The sequence below is a fragment of the Actinomycetota bacterium genome, from assembly GCA_036280995.1.
Taxonomy (GTDB): domain Bacteria; phylum Actinomycetota; class CALGFH01; order CALGFH01; family CALGFH01; genus CALGFH01.
In genome coordinates, this window is record DASUPQ010000494.1 from 1 (window position 1) to 19277 (window position 19277).

General features: G+C 74.8%; 20 protein-coding genes. 6 read left to right on the forward strand and 14 right to left on the reverse strand.

Annotated elements, in window-relative coordinates:
• From VF468_16560 to VF468_16570, 3 genes are all read left to right on the forward strand, one after another.
• On the forward strand, positions 1–800 hold an 800-nt coding region (locus tag VF468_16560; GenBank protein HEX5879904.1), incomplete at its 5' end, for a lipase.
• Between the two features lie 61 nt (positions 801–861).
• The gene (locus VF468_16565; GenBank protein HEX5879905.1) at positions 862–2244 is read left to right on the forward strand and encodes a S8 family serine peptidase; all 1383 of its coding nucleotides are present in this window, start codon (positions 862–864) and stop codon (positions 2242–2244) included.
• Position 2245: 1 nt separating this feature from the next.
• A complete protein-coding gene (locus tag VF468_16570; GenBank protein HEX5879906.1) occupies positions 2246–2509 on the forward strand; it encodes a hypothetical protein in 264 nt (87 codons plus the stop codon).
• Between the two features lie 166 nt (positions 2510–2675).
• On the opposite strand, the gene VF468_16575 is transcribed toward VF468_16570, so the two are convergent.
• Positions 2676–3527, reverse strand: a complete 852-nt coding sequence (locus tag VF468_16575) for a hypothetical protein (protein HEX5879907.1) — start codon at positions 3525–3527, stop codon at positions 2676–2678.
• Positions 3528–3654: 127 nt separating this feature from the next.
• Between VF468_16575 and VF468_16580 the strand changes: the two genes are divergently transcribed.
• Together VF468_16580 and VF468_16585 are read left to right on the forward strand one after the other, a co-directional pair.
• The gene (locus VF468_16580) at positions 3655–4074 is read left to right on the forward strand and encodes a VOC family protein (GenBank protein ID HEX5879908.1); all 420 of its coding nucleotides are present in this window, start codon (positions 3655–3657) and stop codon (positions 4072–4074) included.
• Positions 4071–5282, forward strand: a complete 1212-nt coding sequence (locus tag VF468_16585) for an amidohydrolase family protein (protein ID HEX5879909.1) — start codon at positions 4071–4073, stop codon at positions 5280–5282. The genes VF468_16580 and VF468_16585 overlap by 4 nt, the downstream gene beginning before the upstream one ends.
• Before the next feature lie 15 nt (positions 5283–5297).
• On the opposite strand, the gene VF468_16590 is transcribed toward VF468_16585, so the two are convergent.
• The 10 genes from VF468_16590 to deoC all read right to left on the reverse strand — a co-directional run bounded on the left by VF468_16590 (position 5298) and on the right by deoC (position 16270).
• Positions 5298–6050 (reverse strand): Bax inhibitor-1/YccA family protein, encoded by a 753-nt coding sequence (locus tag VF468_16590; GenBank protein HEX5879910.1) that lies wholly within the window; start codon positions 6048–6050, stop codon positions 5298–5300.
• Between the two features lie 28 nt (positions 6051–6078).
• Entirely contained in the window at positions 6079–6882 is an 804-nt protein-coding gene (locus VF468_16595) for an ABC transporter permease (protein ID HEX5879911.1), read from the reverse strand.
• Positions 6869–7843, reverse strand: coding sequence for an ABC transporter ATP-binding protein (locus VF468_16600; protein HEX5879912.1), 975 nt, complete (start codon positions 7841–7843; stop codon positions 6869–6871). Before VF468_16600 ends, VF468_16595 begins: the two co-directional genes overlap by 14 nt.
• Positions 7840–8952 carry a sigma-E factor regulatory protein RseB domain-containing protein gene (locus tag VF468_16605; protein HEX5879913.1) on the reverse strand — a complete coding sequence of 371 codons (1113 nt, stop codon included), beginning with the start codon at positions 8950–8952 and terminating at the stop codon, positions 7840–7842. The genes VF468_16600 and VF468_16605 overlap by 4 nt, the downstream gene beginning before the upstream one ends.
• A 55-nt stretch (positions 8953–9007) precedes the next feature.
• Positions 9008–9925 carry an aminotransferase class IV gene (locus VF468_16610; GenBank protein ID HEX5879914.1) on the reverse strand — a complete coding sequence of 306 codons (918 nt, stop codon included), beginning with the start codon at positions 9923–9925 and terminating at the stop codon, positions 9008–9010.
• Between the two features lie 6 nt (positions 9926–9931).
• On the reverse strand, positions 9932–11278 hold the full coding sequence (locus VF468_16615) for a glycine--tRNA ligase (GenBank protein ID HEX5879915.1): 1347 nt from the start codon (positions 11276–11278) through the stop codon (positions 9932–9934).
• Positions 11279–11497: 219 nt separating this feature from the next.
• Positions 11498–12397, reverse strand: a complete 900-nt coding sequence (locus tag VF468_16620; GenBank protein HEX5879916.1) for an aldehyde dehydrogenase family protein — start codon at positions 12395–12397, stop codon at positions 11498–11500.
• 192 nt (positions 12398–12589) lie between these two features.
• Positions 12590–13540, reverse strand: a complete 951-nt coding sequence (locus tag VF468_16625; protein HEX5879917.1) for a metallophosphoesterase — start codon at positions 13538–13540, stop codon at positions 12590–12592.
• Between the two features lie 236 nt (positions 13541–13776).
• Positions 13777–15261 (reverse strand): aldehyde dehydrogenase family protein, encoded by a 1485-nt coding sequence (locus VF468_16630; GenBank protein HEX5879918.1) that lies wholly within the window; start codon positions 15259–15261, stop codon positions 13777–13779.
• 55 nt (positions 15262–15316) lie between these two features.
• Positions 15317–16270 (reverse strand): deoxyribose-phosphate aldolase, encoded by a 954-nt coding sequence (deoC, locus tag VF468_16635; GenBank protein HEX5879919.1) that lies wholly within the window; start codon positions 16268–16270, stop codon positions 15317–15319.
• A 79-nt stretch (positions 16271–16349) separates the two neighbouring features.
• Here deoC and VF468_16640 point away from each other — a divergent pair, with 79 nt between their 5' ends.
• On the forward strand, positions 16350–16877 hold the full coding sequence (locus VF468_16640) for a hypothetical protein (protein HEX5879920.1): 528 nt from the start codon (positions 16350–16352) through the stop codon (positions 16875–16877).
• Between the two features lie 50 nt (positions 16878–16927).
• Here the strand turns inward: VF468_16640 and VF468_16645 are convergent, their stop codons facing one another.
• Genes VF468_16645 through recO form a run of 3 tightly spaced genes read right to left on the reverse strand, consistent with a single transcriptional unit; the run spans position 16928 to position 19268 of the window.
• Positions 16928–17749 (reverse strand): GNAT family N-acetyltransferase, encoded by an 822-nt coding sequence (locus VF468_16645; protein HEX5879921.1) that lies wholly within the window; start codon positions 17747–17749, stop codon positions 16928–16930.
• Complete coding sequence (gene uppS / locus VF468_16650; protein ID HEX5879922.1) at positions 17746–18537, reverse strand: polyprenyl diphosphate synthase; 792 nt, start codon at positions 18535–18537, stop codon at positions 17746–17748. Before uppS ends, VF468_16645 begins: the two co-directional genes overlap by 4 nt.
• Positions 18537–19268: a DNA repair protein RecO gene (gene recO / locus VF468_16655; protein HEX5879923.1), complete on the reverse strand. Its 732-nt coding sequence runs from the start codon at positions 19266–19268 to the stop codon at positions 18537–18539. The genes uppS and recO overlap by 1 nt, the downstream gene beginning before the upstream one ends.
• Positions 19269–19277: the final 9 nt, after the last annotated feature.

Genomic DNA, 19277 nt, shown 5'->3' on the forward strand with positions numbered 1-19277 from the left:
TGAGCCCGCGGCGGCGGCTGCTGCTCGCCGCGGTCGCCGTGGCCGTGGTCGTGGGGCTGGCCGCGGCCGTGGCCCTGGTGGCCGGGCGCCGGGCCCGGCCCGAGCTGGCCCGGGCCGCCGAGGTCCCGGTGCTGCTGGTGCCGGGCTACAACGGCACCCCGGCGTCGCTGGGCACCCTGGCGGCGCGGCTGCGGTCGGCCGGGCGCGAGGTGGTGGTGGTCGGGCTGCCCGACCGGGGCACCGGCGACCTGCGCGCCTCGGCCCGGGTGCTGGCGGCGGCGGTCGACCGGACCGGGGCGGCCCGGGTCGACCTGGTCGGCTTCTCGGCCGGCGGGGTGGTGGTCCGGGTCCTGCTGGCCGACCCGGCCCGGGCCCTGCGGGCCCGCCGGGTGGTGCTGCTGGGCACGCCCAACCACGGCACCGAGCTGGCCGGGGCGGCGGCCGCCTTCGACCCGGGCCTGTGCGCCGGCGCCTGCGCCCAGCTCGTCCCCGGCTCCGCGCTGCTGGCCGAGCTGAACCGGGGCGACGAGACGCCGCCGGGGCCGGAGTTCTTCAGCATCTGGACGGCGCTGGACCAGACGGTCACCCCGCCGGCCACGGCCGCCCTGGACGGGGCGGCCAACATCCGGGTCCAGGACGTGTGCGCCTCGGCCCGCCTGGGCCACGGCGGCCTGGTCGCCGACCCGCTCGCCCTCGGCCTGGTCACCGAGGCGCTGGCCGGGACGCTGCCCGACCCGCCGGGGGCGGGTGACTGCGCCGCCCTGCGGGCCGCCGGCGCCTCGAGCCCGCGGATCCGTTGACGTGCTTGCCCTGCCGGCCTAGCGTGCTGAAGGTACCCACGCCGCTGGGAAGGGGAAGGCCATGCGCGTTCTCGTCCAGTTCCGGTCCTCGCCGTCGGTGCACGCCGCAACCCTGCGCGGGGAGGCGATGCCGGACTTCGCCGCCACCACCGCCGCGCCCATCCCCGGACTGATCATCGACCCGGCCTACAACCCGGTGCAGGTGCCGACCCCGCATGCGGACGAGCCGGGGGCCAGCCCCTACCGGTACTCGCCCGCGGTCAGCTTCTCGATGGCCCCCGAGGAGGCCACCTACCTGGTCAGGGGCACCGTGCCCGACGACCCGGACGAGCAGCAGGCCGTCCTGGCCGAGGCCACCGCCCGGCCCGAGGTCGTCGGGGTCTTCGCCGACCCGGTGATCTCGACCTGCCTGGTCTGCCCGGGCGCCCCGGCGGTCGGCAGCGACCAGGACGTGGCCGACCTGCTCGGGGTCAAGGCGCTGGCCGACGCCGGCCTGGACGGCTACCGGGTGCCGGTGGCGATCGTCGACACCGGCATCAACCTGGCCCACCTGGAGTCCAAGGGCCGCGACCCGAAGTTCTCCCGCCAGCGCAGCTGGACCCCGGCGGGGGCGGCGACCCGGCCGGGCCAGCACCCGGTCGGCCACGGCACCATGTGCGCCTATGACGTCGGCATCGCCGCCCCCAAGGCGACCCTGCTCGACCACGCCCTGCTGCTGTCGGAGACCCCCGGCGAGACGGCCATGTCGGGGCTGCTGTCGGACGCCGTGCTGTCCTACTCGCGGCTGCTGGCCAGCATCCAGGCGATGCCGGCCGGCAGCCGGCGCCTGGTGGTCAACAACAGCTGGGGGATGTTCGACCCTGCCTGGGACTTCCCTGTCGGCCACCCCGGCAACTACTCCGGCAACCCGGCCCACCCGTTCAACGTGATCGTGGCCAGCCTGGAGTCGGCCGGGGCGGACATCCTGTTCGCGGCCGGCAACTGCGGCCGGGACTGCCCCGACGGCCGTTGCCGGTTCGGCACCGCCCGGCCCATCTGCGGGGCCAACTCCCACCCGAGCGTCCTGTCGGTCGCCGGGGTCGACACCCGCAAGCGCCGGGTCGGCTACTCCTCCCAGGGCCCGGGCCGGCTCGACGCCGACAAGCCCGACCTGTCCGCCTACACCCACTTCCGCGGCTCGGGGGTGTACCCGGCCGACGGCGGCACCTCGGCCGCCTGCCCGGTCGCGGCCGGGGTGGTGGCGGCCGTCCGCGAGAAGTACCCGTCGTCGGTGCTGTCCCCGGCCGAGCTGCGGGCCCTGCTGTTCAAGACGGCCGAGGACCTGGGCGGGACCGGCTTCGACCACGACTTCGGCTGGGGGGTGGTCGACGGCACCGCCCTGGCCGCCGTCCTCACCGGCGTCAAGCGGTCCAGCCGCCGCCGGGCCGCGTCGTCGCGGCGGTGACATGGCCAAGGTGATGGTGACCCTCCGGCTGGAGCCGGAGCAGGCGTCGCTGCCCGAGGTGCGGCGCCTGCTCGGCCTGGCCCCCGAGGAGGTCGACCCGGCGTTCGGGGTGGTCAACATCAGCCCGGCCGAGCACCTCTACACCATCCTGGTCGAGGAGGCGGCGGCCGCCCGCGTGGCCGGCGCCGACCAGGTCGAGGGCGTGTTCAGCAACCCCAGGATCGAGCCGTTCGGCCCCCCCGAGGGTGACCAGGGCAGCGGCTGACGGCCGCCGCCACCGCGCCGTTCGCTGGGCCGCCACTTCGACGTTCGGCTGGACTGACGGGCGCGCTGCACCCTCGCCGTTCGGCGTTGGGCCCCGTCCGGGCGGGTAGCCGACCGGCACGAGGGTGCGCGGGGCTGTCCACAGGGCCGGGCGAAGCCGGGGCGGGCTAGGGACGGGCGGCGAGCCACTCCTCGACCAGGCGGTCGAGCTCGTACTCGGCCCGGGCGATGCGCAGGCCGGCGCAGCGCAGGGCCTCCCAGGCGGGGCCGACGGCGGCGGCCGCGTCGGCGCGGGCCTGGCGGGCGTGCTCCAGGGCCCGCCAGTCGGCCCCGGCCCGCGCCGCCAGCAGCCCGTCGAGGGCGACCTTGGCCAGCTCGGTGGCGTGGATGAGGTCGAGGTCGGCCTGGCCGTTGGCCGTCCGGGCCTGGTCGATGGCGCCCCTGGCTTCGGCGGTGCGCTTGGCGAAGGCCCGGTGGGCGGGCTCGTCCGGCTCGTGGCGGCCCGCCTCGGCGACGGCCGCCTCCAGCGCCCGGACCCGCTGCTCGGCCCGCTCGACGGCCAGCCGGCACTCGCGCACCCACTGCTCGTCGGCGCCGCGGCGGTCCTTGGCCGGGTCGGCCAGGCCGGGCGTCTCCTCCGGGCTGTCCTCGTCCTGGTCGCCCTCGGCCGCCTCCGGCGCCTCGGCGCCGTCGGTGGCCGCCCGCTCCAGCTTCTCCTTGACGGTGGCGTCGGGCAGCGGCTTGACGTCGCGGACGTTGGCCAGGGCCCTGGCCAGGCTGGCCTCGGCCGCCTGGAGGGTGGCCCTGGCCGCCTGGCGGTCGGCCCGGGCCAGCTTGAGCTCGGCCCGGAGCAGCTCCACGGGCAGGGCGTCCAGCCGCATCGAGGCCTCGACCAGGGCCTCCTCGTCGCTGCCGTGGGCGAGCTCGGTCAGGCGGACCATCAGCGTGGACCGCTCGTCCTTCAACGCCTTGACGGCCGTCCTGGCCGCCTGGAGACGCTCGTAGGGGTCAGGTGGCACCGGTACCGACCTCCCTGGGCGGCAGGGGGAAGACCGCCCGCGCCCATCTTGATGCCTGCTCCTGGGGGCAATTGTCAAGCTGGGGCCACCTTGACGGGTCACCCCGGTGCCGCTTTCATGGCGTGCTGTGAGCGAGATCACCGTGCTCGGACTGGACAACGTCCTGCTCGACGTCGGCGACCTGGAGGTCGCCAAGGGCTTCTACGCCGGCCGGCTCGGCCTCGGGGTGAAGTTCGACTTCCCCGACGCCGGGGTGGTCGGCTTCCGGCTGGGCGACGAGGAGGCCGGCCTGGTCGTCCGGGCCGGCGACGTGCCTCCGGGGCCGCCCCGGTCGTCGCCGCGGCTGTGGCTGGAGGTGCCGGACGCCCGGGCGGCCGGCAAGGCCCTTGCCGCGGCCGGGGTGACCTTGCTCGGTGAGCCCCGCGAGCTCCGCACCGGCTGGCTGGTCGAGGTCGCCGACCCCTGGGGCAACGTGGTCGGCCTCACCGACTACCTCCTGGCCCCCGAGCGGGCCCGCCAGCGCGAGGACGGCTTCCCGCGTCCGTGACCAGGACGCTGCTGACCGGCGGGCGGGTGTTCGACGGCACCGGCGCTCCGCCCCGCGAGGCCGACGTGCTGGTCGAGGGCGACCACATCCTGGAGGTCGGGCCCGGGCTGGACGGCGACGACGCGGTCGACGTCGGCGGCCGCCACCTCCTGCCGGGGCTGTTCGACTGCCACACCCATGTCACCCTGACCAGCATCGACCTGATGGGCATCCTCCAGCAGCCGTTCTCCTACCGCTTCTTCGAGACCGTAAGGAATTTGGCGGCAACCCTGAAGGCCGGGATCACGACGGTCCGCGACGCCGCCGGGGCCGACGCCGGGGTCAAGCGGGCGGTCGCCGACAAGCTCGTCCCCGGCCCCCGCCTGCAGATCTCGGTGACCCTGCTCAGCCAGACCGGCGGCCACGGCGACAGCTGGTACCCGTCGGGCCAGCACCTGGGACTGTGGCCGCACTACCCGGGGATGCCCGAGAACCTGGTCGACGGGCCCGAGGCCATGCGGCGCAAGGTCCGCGAGCTGGTCCGGGCCGGCGCCGACGTGATCAAGGTGGCGACCAGCGGCGGCGTCCTGTCCCCCACCGACGACCCCCGCCACGCCCACTTCCGCGAGGACGAGCTGACCGCCCTGGTCACCGAGGCGGCCGCCGCCGGCCGCTGGGTGATGGCCCACGCCCAGGGCAGCGACGGCATCAAGGCGGCCCTGCGGGCCGGGGTCCGCTCCATCGAGCACGGCATCTACCTGGACGACGAGGCGATCGAGCTGCTGCTGGCGCGGGACGCCTGGCTGGTCCCGACCCTGGTCGCGCCCAGAGGGGTGCTGGCCGCGGCCGAGGCCGGCGTGCCCATCCCGGACTCGGCCCGGCGCAAGGCGGCCGAGGTCGTCGAGGCCCACGCCGACTCCTTCCGCCGGGCCGTCGCCGCCGGGGTCAAGGTGGCCCTTGGCACCGACAGCGGCGTCACCCCGCACGGCCGCAACCTGGCCGAGCTGGAGCTGATGGCCAAGGGCGGCATGTCCCCGGCGGCGGCGCTGGCCGCCGCCACCTCCTCGGCGGCCGAGCTGCTGGGGGTGGCCGGCGAGCTCGGCACCCTGGAGCCGGGCAAGCGGGCCGACGTGGTCGTGGTCGACGGCGACCCGTTCGAGCTGGCCACCATCGGCGACCGGATCGCCGCCGTGGTCCAGGACGGCCGCCTGGTCGCCGGGCACGTGTGAACGGCCCGGCGGCGCTCAGCGGCGCAGCCGGCCGAGCAGGCGGAGCAGCTCCAGGTACAGCCAGACCAGGGTGACCAGCAGCCCGAAGGCGGCGTACCACTCCATGTAGGCGGGGGCGCCCGAGCGGGCCCCGCGCTCGATCAGGTCGAAGTCGAGCACCAGGTTGAGGGCGGCCACGGCCACGATGGCCAGGCTGATGAGGATCCCCAGGGGGCTGGCGTCGTAGAGGAACGGCACCCGCACCCCGAACAGGCCGAGCAGGAACGCCACCAGGTAGACGCCGGCGATGGCCAGGGTGGCGGCGATGACACCGGTCCGGAACCGCTGGGTGACCTTGATCACCCGGGTCGTGTAGAGGACCAGCATGGCCCCCATGACCCCGAAGGTGAGGGCCACCGCCTGGATGGCGATGCCGGGGAACTCGGCCTCGAACCACATCGACACCACCCCGAGGACCACTCCCTCGACCAGGGCGTAGATCGGCGCGGTGACCGGCGACCAGCGGGGCCGGACGATGGTGGCGATGGCCACCCCGAGCCCGGCCAGGCTGGCCACCAGGACCCACCCGGCCACCCCCGACCCGCCGCTCGTGCCCAGCACCCAGCTGGCGGTGGCCGTGGCCACGGCCAGCACCAGCAGCAGGGCGGTCTTGTTGACCGTTCCCTGGACGGTCATGGTGCCGCCCCCGTCGAGGCGGGTGGCGGTGAAGACGTCGTCCCGGAGGGCCGGGTTGTGGCTCCGCATGGGCGGGCTGGCCGGGGTTCGCATGGTCGTCCTCCTCGTTCGTCAAGGAAGGCTAGCTCTTGATGTCCTTGGTGGCGAAGTTGGCCCAGGCGGCGCCGAGGAACACGGCGATGTAGAGCGCCTGGACGGCGAACCCACGGTTGACGTCGCGCCACAGCACCGGGCTGCGGAACAGGTCGACGAAGGCGAGCCAGTAGTGGGTGGGCAGGTAGGGCTTGATCGCCGCGGCCGCGTCGAGCAGGTCGAGGACCTGGGAGGTGACCAGCGCGGCCAGGGCGCCGAGGGCGGCGGCCAGGGGCGAGTCGGTGACGGTGGAGGCGAACAGGGCCACCGCCGCCACCCCCAGCATCGACCAGGCGACGTAGGCGACGGTGACGGCGGTCCGCCAGGTGGCGTCCTGGGCGGCGATCGTCTGGCCCGACACCGACGGCAGCGGCTCGACCCCGAACAGCCACGCCCCGACGGCGAAGGCCACCGCCGCCACCACCAGCACGGCCAGGAACACGAACACGACCGTGACGGCCAGCTTGGCGACCAGCAGCCGGGTCCGCCCCACCGGCCGGACCAGCAGGTAGCGCAGGGTGCCGGCGCTGGCCTCGCCGGCCACGGCGTCGCCGGCCAGCACCGCCACCGCCACCGGCAGGAACACGGGCAGGACCAGGGCCAGGGCGGCCGCCGGGAACAGGGCGCCGTTGCCGAGCACCTGGGCCAGGAAGGCCGGCCCCTCCCCGGGTCGCGGCCCGACCCCGGTGACCCGCAGCAGCACCGCCACCAGGGTGGGCAGCCCGGCCAGCAGCCCGATGGTCACCCAGGTCCGGGGCCGCCCGACCAGCTTGCGCAGCTCAACCCGGAACACCGGGCTCCTCCCCCCGGTCGCGGCCGGGCCTGCCGAGGGCGCCGGTGAGGCGGAGGAAGACCTCCTCCAGGGTGGGCCGCTCCACGACCAGCTCCCGGACCCGGACCCCGCCGTCGACCAGCCGCCGGTTGAGGGTCTCGGGGGCGGTGCCGTCGAGGTGGACGGCCAGCCGGCCGGGCCGGCGCTCCCCCAGCCGCACCCCGGGCAGCCCGGCCGCCAGGTCGGCCGCGGCGCCCACGTCGGGCGTGCTGACCAGCACCCGCCCGGTCGGCCCGAGCAGCGCCTCGACCCGGTCCTGGGCGACCAGCCGGCCCCGGTCGACGATCGCCGCCCGGGTGCAGACCAGCTCGACCTCGGCCAGCAGGTGGCTGGAGAGGAACACCGTGGCCCCGCCCGCGACCAGCTCGACCAGCAGGTCCCGGACCTCGCGCATGCCGTGGGGGTCGAGGCCGTTGGTCGGCTCGTCCAGCACCAGCAGCCGCGGCGCCCGCAGCAGGGCCGCGGCCAGCCCCAGCCGCTGGCGCATCCCGGTCGACCAGGCCCTGACCGGCCTGCGCCCGACCCCGCCCAGCCCGACCCGCTCCAGCGCCTCGCCGACCCGCCGCCGCCGGTCCCCCCGGTCTCCACCCGGGGTGGTCCCCCGGAGCATCGGGGGCCCGGCGGCGTCGAACAGGGCCAGGTTGGCCCGGCCGGACAGGTGCGGGTAGAACGCCGGCCCCTCGACCAGCGACCCGACCTGGGGCAGGACCTCGCGGGCGGCCCTCGGCATGGGCCGGCCCAGCAGCTCGATCGTGCCCGAGGTGGCGAACACCAGCCCGAGCAGCATGCGCACGGTGGTCGTCTTGCCCGACCCGTTGGGCCCGAGGAACCCGAACAGGTCGCCCTCGCGCACGTCCAGGTCGAGGCCGTCGACGGCCACCAGCCCGCCGAAGCGCTTGGTCAGGCCCTCGGTGCGGATCACCGCGGCGCCGCCCCCTCGCGGGCCAGGTCGGCCGCCACCTGCTCGAGGACCGGCGGGGTGACGGTCCCGGCGAGCGCGTAGGCGACCCCACCGTGCTCGAAGACCATGCCGTTGAGCAGCGGGGTCGCGATCACGCTGGCCTCCCCCCACGGCCCGGTGCGGGTCGGCGCCCGCTCCAGGAACGCGCGCGTCCGGGGCGAGAACCGGGCCGGGAAGGCGAGCGCGGCCACCAGCTCGAACCCCTTCCCGTAGGTCGCGGCGGCCCCGCCCACCTGGGTGCGGCGGAGCCGGCCGCCCACCCGGTCGGGCAGCACGAACGGCGAGAAGCGGTCGACGGCCCGGGCAAGGTCGGGCGCCTCGTCGCTCCGGACGTCGGCGTCGCCGGGCACGGCGAAGCGGACGTGCGCCGGGTCGGGCGGGCCCAGCCGCAGGTCGAGGAAGGCGGTGGTGACGATCGGCTCGGCCTGCCCTCGGGCGGTCAGCTCGACCCGCACCGGCAGCCCGCTGGCCGGGTCGGCCCACAGCTCGGCCCGGGACAGGGTGGTCCCGGCCGCGCGGGGCACGACCCGCAGCCCGAGGGCGTGGACGCCGGCCACCCGCCGCGCCCCCAGCCTGGTCACCTCGCCGGCCGCGGCGGCGGCGGCGACCCGCCGCCCCAGCTCGGGCGGGAGCAGGTCGGCCGGCCGGGCGAACCGCACCGGCGCCTCACCCCTGGTGGCCACGGCCCGCCGCTCCCCCGAGTCCCACAGCCAGGTCCCCCAGCGGTCGTGGTACAGGTCGCGCTCGCCCACCGGGGTGAGCTCGTCCACCCGCCACACCTCGCGCCCGGCCACCCACGCCCGCATCCGGGTCGTCTCCCCCAGCAGGGCCACCACCCGCCCGGCCCGCGGCACGTCGGGCAGTCCCAGCCCGGCCCGCGCCTCCGCATACCCCTGGTAGGCGACTCCCGCCGACCCCAGGACCCGCTCCAGCAGCTCGCCCGCCGCCACCGGCCGGTCCCGCGCCGGCACCGCCCCCACCAGCCCGGGCAGCGCCACCAGCACGGCCACCGCCCCACCCACGACCAGCCACCGCCACCCCGACGGCGCCCGTTCCCACCCCAACCCCATGGGCCCACGGTACGACCCCACGTCCGATCGCGCCGGGTCGCCCGCCGGCGCCGGCTCAGGCGGGGTCGATGGCGGCCAGGTGGCGGAGGGCGGCCTGGAGGTCGGTGGCCGCCGGGCCGGGGTGGCCGTCGGCGACCGGGGCGCCGTCGACCTCGACCACGGGCATGACCTCGCGGGTCGAGCTGGACAGGAACGCCTCGTCGGCGGCGGCCAGGTCTTCGGCGGTGTAGACGCCCTCCACGACCTTGAGGCCGAGGCCGGGGGCCAGGTCGGAGAGCACGGCCCGGGTGATGCCGGCCAGGATGCCCAGGTCGAGGGTCGGGGTGTGGAGGGTGTGGCCGGTCCGCCACCACAGGCTGGCCGTCGGCGCCTCCAGCAGCTCGCCGCCCAGCCCGACCAGGACGGCGTCGTCGCCGCCGCGGGCCCTGGCCGCCCGCTGGGCGGCCATGTTGACCGCGTAGGAGATCGTCTTGACCCCGGGCAGCAGCCAGGGCGACGCCGCCCTGACCAGCGGGTCGGTCGCGGTGGTGAGCAGCACCAGCCGGAGCCCGCGGCGCCGCTCCTGCTCGAACGAGGCCGGGACGTCGGTGCAGATGGCGAACGCCGCCGGCCCGCCCTCCCCGGGGCCGGACCCCTCCGGTCCCTTGGTGCAGATGAGGCGGAGGACGACGTCGGTGTCGCCGGGGCCGGCGGCGGCGACCGCCTGGGCGGCCAGCTCCTCCAGGCCGCCGGGGAGGGGCAGCTCGACCGCCCGGGCCGAGGCGGCCAGGCGGTCCAGGTGGACGCGGAGCCGGAACGGCCGGCCGGCGTACACCCGCAGGGCCTCGAACACGGCCTCGCCCCTGACCAGGGCGAGGTCGAGCGGGTCGAGGGCCGGCCGGCGGGAGGGGTCCGGGGCGGGCGGCGCGCCCTCCCCGGAGAACCCGGCCGCGGCCGCGCCCGGGCCGGTGGCGACGACGGCGAGGACGGCCATCTCCCGCTACCTGGGCAGCCGCTCCTCCAGGTAGCCGACGAGCCGGTCGACCCCCACCCGGTCCTGGGTCATGGTGTCGCGGTCCCGGACCGTGACCGCCCGGTCCTGGAGCGAGTCGAAGTCCACGGTCACGCAGAACGGCGTCCCGATCTCGTCCTGGCGGCGGTAGCGGCGGCCGATCGAGCGGGCGTCGTCGTAGTCGATCATCCAGCGCTCCCGCAGCGGCGCCGCGACCTCGCGGGCCATCGGGTTGAGCTGCTCGTTGCGCGACAGGGGCAGCACCGCCACCTTGATCGGGGCCAGGCGGGGGTCGAAGCGCAGCACGGTGCGCTTCTCGGTCCCGCCCGAGGCGGTCGGCGCCTCCTCCTCCCGGTGGGCGTCGACCAGGAAGGCCAGGGCCGAGCGGTCGGCCCCGGCCGACGGCTCGACCACGTACGGGATGTAGCGGGTGTCGGTCTCCTGGTCGTGGTAGGAGAGGTCCTGGCCGGAGAACTTCTGGTGCTGGGACAGGTCGAAGTCGGCCCGGTTGGCGATCCCCTCCAGTTCCGACCAGCCGAAGGGGAACTTGTACTCGATGTCGACGGCCCGCTTGGCGTAGTGGGCCAGCTCCTCGGGGCCGTGCTCGCGCAGGCGCACGTTCTCCTCGCGCAGCCCCAGGTCCAGGTACCAGTCCCGGCGCATGTCGATCCAGCGCTGGTGCCATTCCTGGTCGCTGCCGGGCTCGACGAAGAACTCGAGCTCCATCTGCTCGAACTCCCGGGTCCGGAAGATGAAGTTCCCCGGGGTGATCTCGTTGCGGAACGCCTTCCCGATCTGGGCGATCCCGAACGGGATCTTCTTGCGGCTGACCTGCTGGATGATGGGGAAGTCGACGAAGATCCCCTGGGCCGTCTCGGGCCGCAGCCAGACCACGGCCGAGGCGTCCTCGACCGGGCCCATGAAGGTCTTGAACATCAGGTTGAAGTTGCGGGGGTCGGTGAACGGCCCGCTGCCGCAGTTGGGGCACTTGACCTCGCCCCGCTCGGGCGCGCGGCCGTGCTTGGCCTCGAACGCCTCGATCAGGTGGTCCTCGCGGAAGCGCTGGTGGCAGTTGGTGCACTCGACCAGCGGGTCGGAGAACGACTCCAGGTGGCCCGACGCCTCCCAGACCCGGGGGGCCATGATGATGGCCGCGTCCTGGCCGACGACGTCGTCACGCAGCTGCACGATCGAGCGCCACCAGGCCCGCTTGATGTTGTTCTTCAGCTCGACCCCGAGCGGACCGTAGTCGTAGCTCGAGCGGATCCCGCCGTAGATCTCGCTCGACTGGAAGGCGAAACCACGGCGTTTGGCCAGGTTGACGATCGCGTCCATCGGGTCGCTGGGCACTGGCTGAGCCTCCCTGTCTGCCGCCGGCGATGGCTTCGCCGGCGGTTGGGTGGGTGCTGATGTCCCGCAATGCTACCCGGCGGCCGCGTTCCGGGTGATCCGAATTACGACACCTGGGTACGGGCGTACGGCCGTTCGGCGCCGGCCATGACCACGGACGCCCGCCCGGAGAGCGAGACCGCGATCGGGACCATCCGGCGGAACCTACACCCCGACCGGGTGCCAGACGGTCTTGATCTCGAGGAAGGCGGCGATCCAGTAGGGGTCCTGGCCCTTGGCGTCCGACAGCCAGTCGCGGGCCGACAGCTTCACCGGCGGAACGACCCGCTTGACGTTCTCGGCCGCGGCCAGCTCGGTCTCGCGGTACAGGGCGAGGTCGAGCCCGGCCAGGTCGAGGGCGTTGACGTCCTGGTGGGCGGCCAGGGGGCCGACCAGCTCGGCGGCGAAGCCGGTGAGCAGGTTCACCACCCCGCCGGGGAGGTCGCTGGTGGCCAGGACCTCGGCCAGGGTGATGGCGGGCAGCGGCCGGGTCTCGGAGGCGACCACCACGGCGGTGTTGCCGGACACGATCACCGGGGCCAGCCGCGACACCAGCCCGAGCAGCGACGACCCGGCCGGCGCGACCACCCCGACCACCCCGGTCGGCTCGGGCACCGAGAAGTTGAAATAGGGCCCGGCGACCGGGTTGGCCGACCCGAACACCTGGGCCAGCTTGTCGGCCCACCCGGCGTACCACACCCACCGGTCGACCGCCTTGTCCACCGCCTCGGCGGCGACCCGCCGGGTCACCCCCTCGGCCCGCGCCACCTGGTCGACGAACTGCTCGCGCCGCCCCTCCAGCATCTCCGCCACCCGGTACAGGATCTGCCCCCGGTTGTACGCGGTCGCCCCGCTCCACCCGGGCGCCGCCTTGCGGGCCGCCTGCACCGCGTCCCGCACGTCCTTGCGCGACCCCCGGCAGGCGTTCGCCCACGGCTTGCCCTTGTCGTCCACGACCAGGTACGACCGCCCCGACTCGGTCCGTGGGAACTTCCCCCCGATGTACAGCTTGTAGGTCTTGCGCACGTCCAGCCGTTCGCCCTCGCCCACCGCCGCCTCCACCATCCCGTGCACGGGTCGTGTCGTCCCTCGGGTCGACCATCCCACGGTAGTCCTCGACCCGCAGATAGTGACACCGCAACCTCACGCCCGGCGATCCTCAATCTCGGCGCTGCCCTGAGGTCGGTGTCCGTCGACATGATGAGCCGCCGTTGCCGCGCTGATTCAGGCCCCAGCGGCCAAGCTTGGGGATCGCCGCTATTGCCAGCAGCCGGCCGTGGCCGGGTCGACGACCTGACCGTCGGTACGGTGAAACGCCGACGACCAAGAGGTCGGAGACAGCGTCAGCCGGAGCACCCCGTAGTGATCATCGTCGCGGTAGCGGGAGCCTGCCCGCGGCGGCGTCGAGAAGCGGTACAGGCTGTTGCCCCCGGTACCGACGACGAACGCCCGGACCCCGGCGCCGTAGTCCATCAGCTGGCCGAGGGGATGCAGCGGGCCGAAGCGCTGATAGACGTGGTTGTGGCCGGCGAGCACCAGATCGGCGTGGGCGGCATACAAGGCGTTCCAGAAGTACTGGGTCCGCGGGTCGTCCCGGTGCCCGGCCGGGTCGGTGTACCGCGGGTGATGCCAATAGGCCAGCGTGCACCGCTTGGCGTTGCCCTCCAGGTCGGCCTGCAGCCACCTGACCTGGGCAGAGTCCTGATCGCAGGACGGCGCGCCCGCAGCCCCGCAGTTGGAGTTGAGCGCGATGAGGTGCCAGGCGCCCAGGTCGAACGAGTAGTAGCCCTTGGCGGGATCACCGGCCAGCCGGCCGAAGTAGCCGAAGTAGCCGGCCGCCCCGCCGGCCGGGTCGCTGTAGTCATGGTTCCCCGGCGAGGGGTGGGTCCTGGCCTTGAACCGTCCCCACGACCCGGCGTAGCCGGACCGGCTGCCGAAGTCGGCCAGCTCCCCCCTGGGATACTGGTGGTCGCCGAGGGTGAGCACGGCGGTCGGGTCGGCGTCCAGGATGAGGTCGCTGGTGGCGACGTCGTTGTCCTTGCTGGCGCTGGGGTCGGGAGAGATGTCGCCGGCGGCCATGACCGTGACCGTCGCTTGGGCCTGGCTCCCCGCCGACGCCCGCGATGCGACCCCGAGCCCGGCGGCGGGCGTGAGCAGCACGGCAAGCAGCAGCCAGACGGCCAGCAGGACGAGTTGGCGTCGAGCCATACAGCCCGGACCTCTCAAGACGGCCAGAGGACCGTCACAGCTTCGGGGTCAGCGGTGTCGGGAGTCGGGAGAAACCAGCCGCAGGCAACACCAGGACAGCCTCCGGAACGGTGTCATCCAAGCCCCCAGAGTAGATCGCTGGGATCCCGCGATCCAGGTCTCCCGCGAAGGCCGAGTGGCCTACTACCCAGTGTGCGGCGCACCGCACCTGGATCACGGGGGACGGCCGAGGGCGGCTAGGACAGGTCGAGGTAGGCGGCCAGGCCGTGGCGGCCGCCCTCGCGGCCGAAGCCGGACTCGCGGTAGCCGCCGAAGGGCGAGGTGGGGTCGAAGCGGTTGAAGGTGTTGGCCCACACGACCCCGGCCCGCATGCGGTTGGCCAGGTCGAGGATGCGGCTGCCCTTGTCGGTCCAGACCCCGGCCGACAGTCCGTAGGGGGTGTTGTTGGCCTTCTCCACCGCCTCGTCGGGGGTGCGGAAGGTCAGCACCGACAGGACCGGCCCGAAGATCTCCTCCTGGGCGATCCGGTAGGACTGGGCGACGTGGGTGAACACGGTGGGGCGGAACCAGAAGCCGCGCTGGGGCAGCTCGCAGGGGGCCTGCCAGGCCTGGGCGCCGTCGGCCTCGCCGGAGGCGACCAGCTCGGTGATCTTGTCCAGCTGGGCGCGGGAGTTGATGGCCCCGACGTCGGTGTTCTTGTCCAGCGGGTCGCCGACCCGCAGGGTCGCCATGCGCCGCTTCAGCTTGTCGACCAGCGGCTCGGCGATCGACTCCTGGACCAGCAGGCGCGACCCGGCGCAGCACACGTGGCCCTGGTTGAAGTAGATGCCGTTGACGATCCCCTCGACCGCCTGGTCGAGCGGGGCGTCCTCGAACACGATGTTGGCCGCCTTGCCGCCCAGCTCCAGGGTGAGCCTCTTGCCCGACCCGGCCAGGGTGCGCTGGATCGCCTTGCCGACCTCGGTCGAGCCGGTGAAGGCGACCTTGTCGACGCCGGCGTGGCCGACCACGGCCGCCCCGGTCGCCCCGGCGCCGGTGAGGATGTTGACCACGCCCTCGGGCAGCTCGGCCTCCAGGAGGACCTCGCCCAGGCGCAGGGCGGTCAGCGGGGTCGTCTCGGCCGGCTTGAGGACGACGGTGTTGCCGGCGGCCAGGGCCGGGGCGAGCTTCCAGGCGGCCATCAGCAGGGGGAAGTTCCAGGGGATGACCTGGGCGGCGACCCCGAGCGGGGCCGGGCGGCGGCCGGGGAAGGCGTAGTCGAGCTTGTCGGCCCAGCCGGCGTGGTAGAAGAAGTGGGCCGCGGCCAGGGGCACGTCGACGTCGCGGGACTCCTTGATCGGCTTGCCGCCGTTCATGGTCTCCAGCACGGCGAACTCCCGCGCCCGTTCCTGCAGGACCCGCGCGATCCGGTAGAGGTACTTGGCCCGCTCCGCCCCCGGCATCCGCGACCACACCTTGGTGTAGGCGGCCCGGGCCGCCTTGACGGCCGCGTCCACGTCCTCCTCGCCGGCCTCGGAGACCTCGGCCAGGACCTCCTCGGTGGCCGGGTTGATGGTCTTGAAGCGCCGCTCGGACAGCGGCTCGACCCACCGCCCGCCGATCAGCAGCCCGTGGTCGGCCCGCAGCTTGACGTGGTCGGTCGCCTCGGGCGCGGGCGCGTAGTCGAGCCCCCCGAACCGGGCCGGCGCCCGATCGGTCCGCCGTTCCAGCTGCTCTGCCATGGCGCTCCCTTGTTGATCGGGGGCTACCGCTTCGCTCCTTGAGCCCCCCGAACCCCTAGTCCTTGGTGAAGTAGTCGCCCGACTGGTAGCGGCCGGTGCGTTCCTTGGCCAGCTGCATGAGGCAGTCGTTGAGGAGGCTGGAGGCGCCGAGGCGGAACCAGTCGGGGGTGAGCCAGTCGGGGCCGAGGGTCTCGTTGACCAGGACCAGGTGCTGGATGGCCTGCTTGGCCGTGCGGACGCCGCCGGCCGGCTTCATGCCGACCATGCGGCCGGTGCGGTCGTGGAAGTCGCGGATCGCCTCCAGCATGACCAGGGCCACCGGGAGGGTGGCGGCCGGCTGGATCTTGCCGGTGGAGGTCTTGATGAAGTCGGCCCCGGCGGCCATGGCCAGGACGCTGGCCCGGCGGACGTTGTCGAGGGTGCCGAGCTCGCCCGTCTCCAGGATCACCTTGAGATGAGCCTGGCCGCAGGCCTCCTTGACGACCACGATCTCCTCGAACACCTCCTGGTGGCGGCCGGCCAGGAAGGCGCCCCGGTTGATCACCATGTCGACCTCGTCGGCGCCGGCCTCAACGGCCTCGGCCACGTCGGCCAGGCGCACGGCCAGCGACGCCTGGCCGCTGGGGAAGGCGGTGGCGACCGAGGCGACCTTGACCCCCGACCCGGCAAGGGCCGCCTTGGCGGTGGCGACCAGCGACGGGTAGACGCAGACGGCGGCCACCGGCGGGACCTCGGGGTCGGACGGGTCGGGGCGGCGGGCCTTGGAGCAGAGGGCCTCGACCTTGCCGACCGTGTCCGACCCCTCGAGGGTGGTCAGGTCCATCACGGCAACGGCCAGGCGCAGGGCGGCGACCTTGGAGTCCTTCTTGATGCTCCGCTTGGCCAGGGTGGCGGCCCGCTCCTCGGCCCCCACCTGGTCGACGGCGAAGCGGCTGAGCAGCGGGCCGAGGGCGACCTGCTGCAGGAAGCCGCTGCCGGCCTCGGCGAGCCGCACGGGGGTGGTGGCCATGGTCGCCTCATTGTAGCGGCGGGGCTGTCACCATCTGTGCCGGAGGGACGGAGACCGGCGCCCGAGGAGGAACCCGACGATGCGGACCATGGCCAAGGCGGTCGTCCTGCTGCTGGTCGTGGCCTTCGTGGCCGGGGTGTGGGACGCGCGCTATGGGAACGACCAGCCGCCGGCGGGCTCGGGGCCGCCGTTCCGGACGGCGCCGGTCGAGCGGAACCGGGCCAGCCGCCCGGCGCCGGAGCTGGTCTCGGTCGCGACCAGCGAACGGGACGGGTACGACCGGGTGCTGTTCACCTTCCGGGGCGCGGCCCCCGGCTACCAGGTCCGCTACGTGTCCCGGGTCACCGACCAGGCCGGCCGGAGGCTGGCCCTGGACGGGCAGGCGTTCCTGGCCGTGGTGTTCGAGCCGGCCCGGGCCCGCGACCCCGGCGGCCAGGCCACCTTCGCCAGCGGCGACCTCGAGCCCGGCTCCCCGGCCCTGCGCCAGGTGCGCTTCGCCGGCGACTTCGAGGGCCAGGTGTCCTTCGGGATCGGCGTGGCCGACCGCGGCGGCTTCCGGGTCTCCGAGCTCCGCGACCCGGCCCGGGTCGCGGTCGACGTCCGCTAGGACGCAGATCCGGCCCCGGGAATCCCCCAGAGGAGCGGCCGGTTCCAGGGTCAGCCCCAGAACAGGTTGTGGGCGGTGAACAGGGCGGCCGGGTCCCAGGCGACCCGGGGGCCGCGGTGCATCCGGACGGTGCGGTAGCGCTCGGCGAAGCCGGCCGACTGAAGGGCCTCGACGGCCGCGGTGTTGGCGGCGGGCACCGAGAGCGCGACCTGGTCCCCGGGCGCGGCCCGGACGGCGTCCAGGAGGGCGAGGCCGGTTCCGGGGTCGGCGGCGACGGTGGCCCCGCCCGACCGCCACGGCGAGGCCAGGTGGTAGCCGAGCGGCCGGCCGTCGCGTACCGCGACCAGGCCGCCGGCCGGCCACAGGGCGGTCAGCAGCCGCCGGCGGTCCTCGCCGGTGACGGCCCGGTCGATGGCCAGCACCGCCTCCAGGTCGGCCGCCCGTCCGGCCCGGATCCCCGGCGCCGCCCCGGAGGCGCGGGCCAGGGTGGGGCCGCTGAGGGTCACATACGCGGTCTCGGGGACGAAGCCGAGCCGCTCGTAGACGGGCCGCCCCAGGGCGGTGGCGTGCAGCAGCACGCTGGTGACGCCCCGCTCCTCCAGGAACCCGATGATGGCCTCGGTGAGGGCGCCGCCCAGCCCGGCCCGGCGGTGCGCCGGGGCCACGGCCACGCCCCCGACCCAGCCGGTGCCGGCGAACACCGCCCCGGCGGCCACCCCGGCCAGCTCGTCCCCGGCCTCGGCGACCACGACCTCGCCGTCCAGCCGGGCCCGGGCGAACCCCACCACCCCGGCCAGCCGGGCTCCGAACCCGGCCTGCTCGTACAGCGGCCCCAGCCGGGCCAGGTCCTGGGGCCGGGCCGGCCGGATCAACGCGGAGGGGCGCTGGTGGGCTCGACCCGGGGCCTGCCGGCGGGGTCGGCCACGGCACCGAAGCGGCGGTGGCGGCCCTGGTAGACCCGGAGGGCGTCGAACAGCTCCTGGCGGTTGAAGTCGGGCCACAGCACCGGGGTGAAGTGGAGCTCGGCGTAGGCGATCTGCCAGAGCAGGAAGTTGGAGATCCGGTACTCGTTGGAGGTGCGGATGAGCAGGTCGACATCCGGCATGTCGGACGCGTAGAGGTGCCGGGCGATGGCCCGCTCGTCGATGCGGCGGGGGCCGCGGCCCTCGCGGACCTCGGCGGCCAGGGCCTGCACGGCCCGGGCCAGCTCGTCGCGGCCGCCGTAGTCGAGGGCGACGGCCAGGGTCATGCGGGTGTCGCCGGCGGTGAGGCCCTCGGCCTCCTCGATGCGGCGGCGGACGTGGCCGGGGATGCGGTCGCGCCGGCCGATGAAGCGGATCCGGACCTCGCGCTCGTGCAGCTCGTGGGAGCGGCGGACCAGCAGCGACTCGTTGAAGTTCATCAGGAACCGGACCTCGGAGGCCGGCCGGCGCCAGTTCTCGGTGGAGAAGGCGTACACGGTCAGCCAGGACAGCCCGGCGTCAAGGGCCCCCTCGACGGTGTCGAACAGGGCCGCCTCCCCCGCCTCGTGGCCTTTGTTGCGGGGCAGGCCCCTGGCCCCGGCCCAGCGGCCGTTGCCGTCCATGACGATGGCCACGTGGTCGGGCACGGCCTTGGGGTCGAGGCCGGGCGGCAGCGCCCGCGGGTTGCGGCTCGGCATCAGCGGGCCACCAGCGGGTAGGCGCGCAGGCGCCGGTCCAGGTGGTACTCGACGTAGCCCTTGACCAGGGCGCCGGCCTCGCGCCGGGACACGGGGGCGGGATCGCGCTGCCCGGTGGTGTCCAGGTCGTCGCCGAGCAGGGCGGCCAGCAGCGGCATGGTGGCGGCGTCCAGGTTCGACTCCTCGCCGGTGCGGCAGCGCTCGCACAGCCCGCCGCCGCGGGCGATGGAGAAGCAGCGCGGCGGCTGCTCCTTGGCCCCGCAGCCGGCGCACTCGGCCAGCGCCGGCCGGTAGCCCTCAAGGGCCATCAGCTTGAGCAGGAAGGCGTCGAGCACCACCGACGGGTCGCGGGGGCCGCCGTCCAGGGCCCGCAGGGCCCGGACCAGCAGCAGGTACAGCCGGATGGCGGTCTCGCGCTCCTGGGCGACCTGGTCGACCGCCTCCAGCATGGCCGTGCCGGCGACCACCCGGTCGTAGTCCTCCCGCAGGGCCCGGAACGGGCTGATGACCTCGGCCTGGGTGACGATGTCGAGCTCGCGCCCCCGGTACAGCGACAGGTCGACGTGGCTGAACGGCTCCAGGCGGCCGCCAAAGCGCGACTTGGTCTTGCGCACCCCCTTGGCGACCGCCCTGACCTTGCCCTCGCCCTGGGTGAGGAACACGACGATGCGGTCGGCCTCGCCGAGCTTCCAGGTCCGCAGCACGACGCCCTGCTCGCGGTAGAGGTTCATTCCGCCCAG

Excerpts from the sequence above, each read along its gene's own strand:
- recO (HEX5879923.1), bottom strand. The coding sequence starts at position 19,268 with ATGAACCTCTACCGCGAGCAGGGCGTCGTGCTGCGGACCTGGAAGCTC.
- VF468_16615 (HEX5879915.1), bottom strand. The coding sequence starts at position 11,278 with ATGGACGCGATCGTCAACCTGGCCAAACGCCGTGGTTTCGCCTTCCAG.
- VF468_16565 (HEX5879905.1), top strand. The coding sequence starts at position 862 with ATGCGCGTTCTCGTCCAGTTCCGGTCCTCGCCGTCGGTGCACGCCGCA.
- VF468_16590 (HEX5879910.1), bottom strand. The coding sequence starts at position 6,050 with ATGCGAACCCCGGCCAGCCCGCCCATGCGGAGCCACAACCCGGCCCTC.
- uppS (HEX5879922.1), bottom strand. The coding sequence starts at position 18,537 with ATGCCGAGCCGCAACCCGCGGGCGCTGCCGCCCGGCCTCGACCCCAAG.
- VF468_16620 (HEX5879916.1), bottom strand. The coding sequence starts at position 12,397 with ATGGTGGAGGCGGCGGTGGGCGAGGGCGAACGGCTGGACGTGCGCAAG.
- VF468_16625 (HEX5879917.1), bottom strand. The coding sequence starts at position 13,540 with ATGGCTCGACGCCAACTCGTCCTGCTGGCCGTCTGGCTGCTGCTTGCC.
- VF468_16570 (HEX5879906.1), top strand. The coding sequence starts at position 2,246 with ATGGCCAAGGTGATGGTGACCCTCCGGCTGGAGCCGGAGCAGGCGTCG.
- deoC (HEX5879919.1), bottom strand. The coding sequence starts at position 16,270 with ATGGCCACCACCCCCGTGCGGCTCGCCGAGGCCGGCAGCGGCTTCCTG.
- VF468_16640 (HEX5879920.1), top strand. The coding sequence starts at position 16,350 with ATGCGGACCATGGCCAAGGCGGTCGTCCTGCTGCTGGTCGTGGCCTTC.
- VF468_16610 (HEX5879914.1), bottom strand. The coding sequence starts at position 9,925 with ATGGCCGTCCTCGCCGTCGTCGCCACCGGCCCGGGCGCGGCCGCGGCC.
- VF468_16605 (HEX5879913.1), bottom strand. The coding sequence starts at position 8,952 with ATGGGGTTGGGGTGGGAACGGGCGCCGTCGGGGTGGCGGTGGCTGGTC.
- VF468_16630 (HEX5879918.1), bottom strand. The coding sequence starts at position 15,261 with ATGGCAGAGCAGCTGGAACGGCGGACCGATCGGGCGCCGGCCCGGTTC.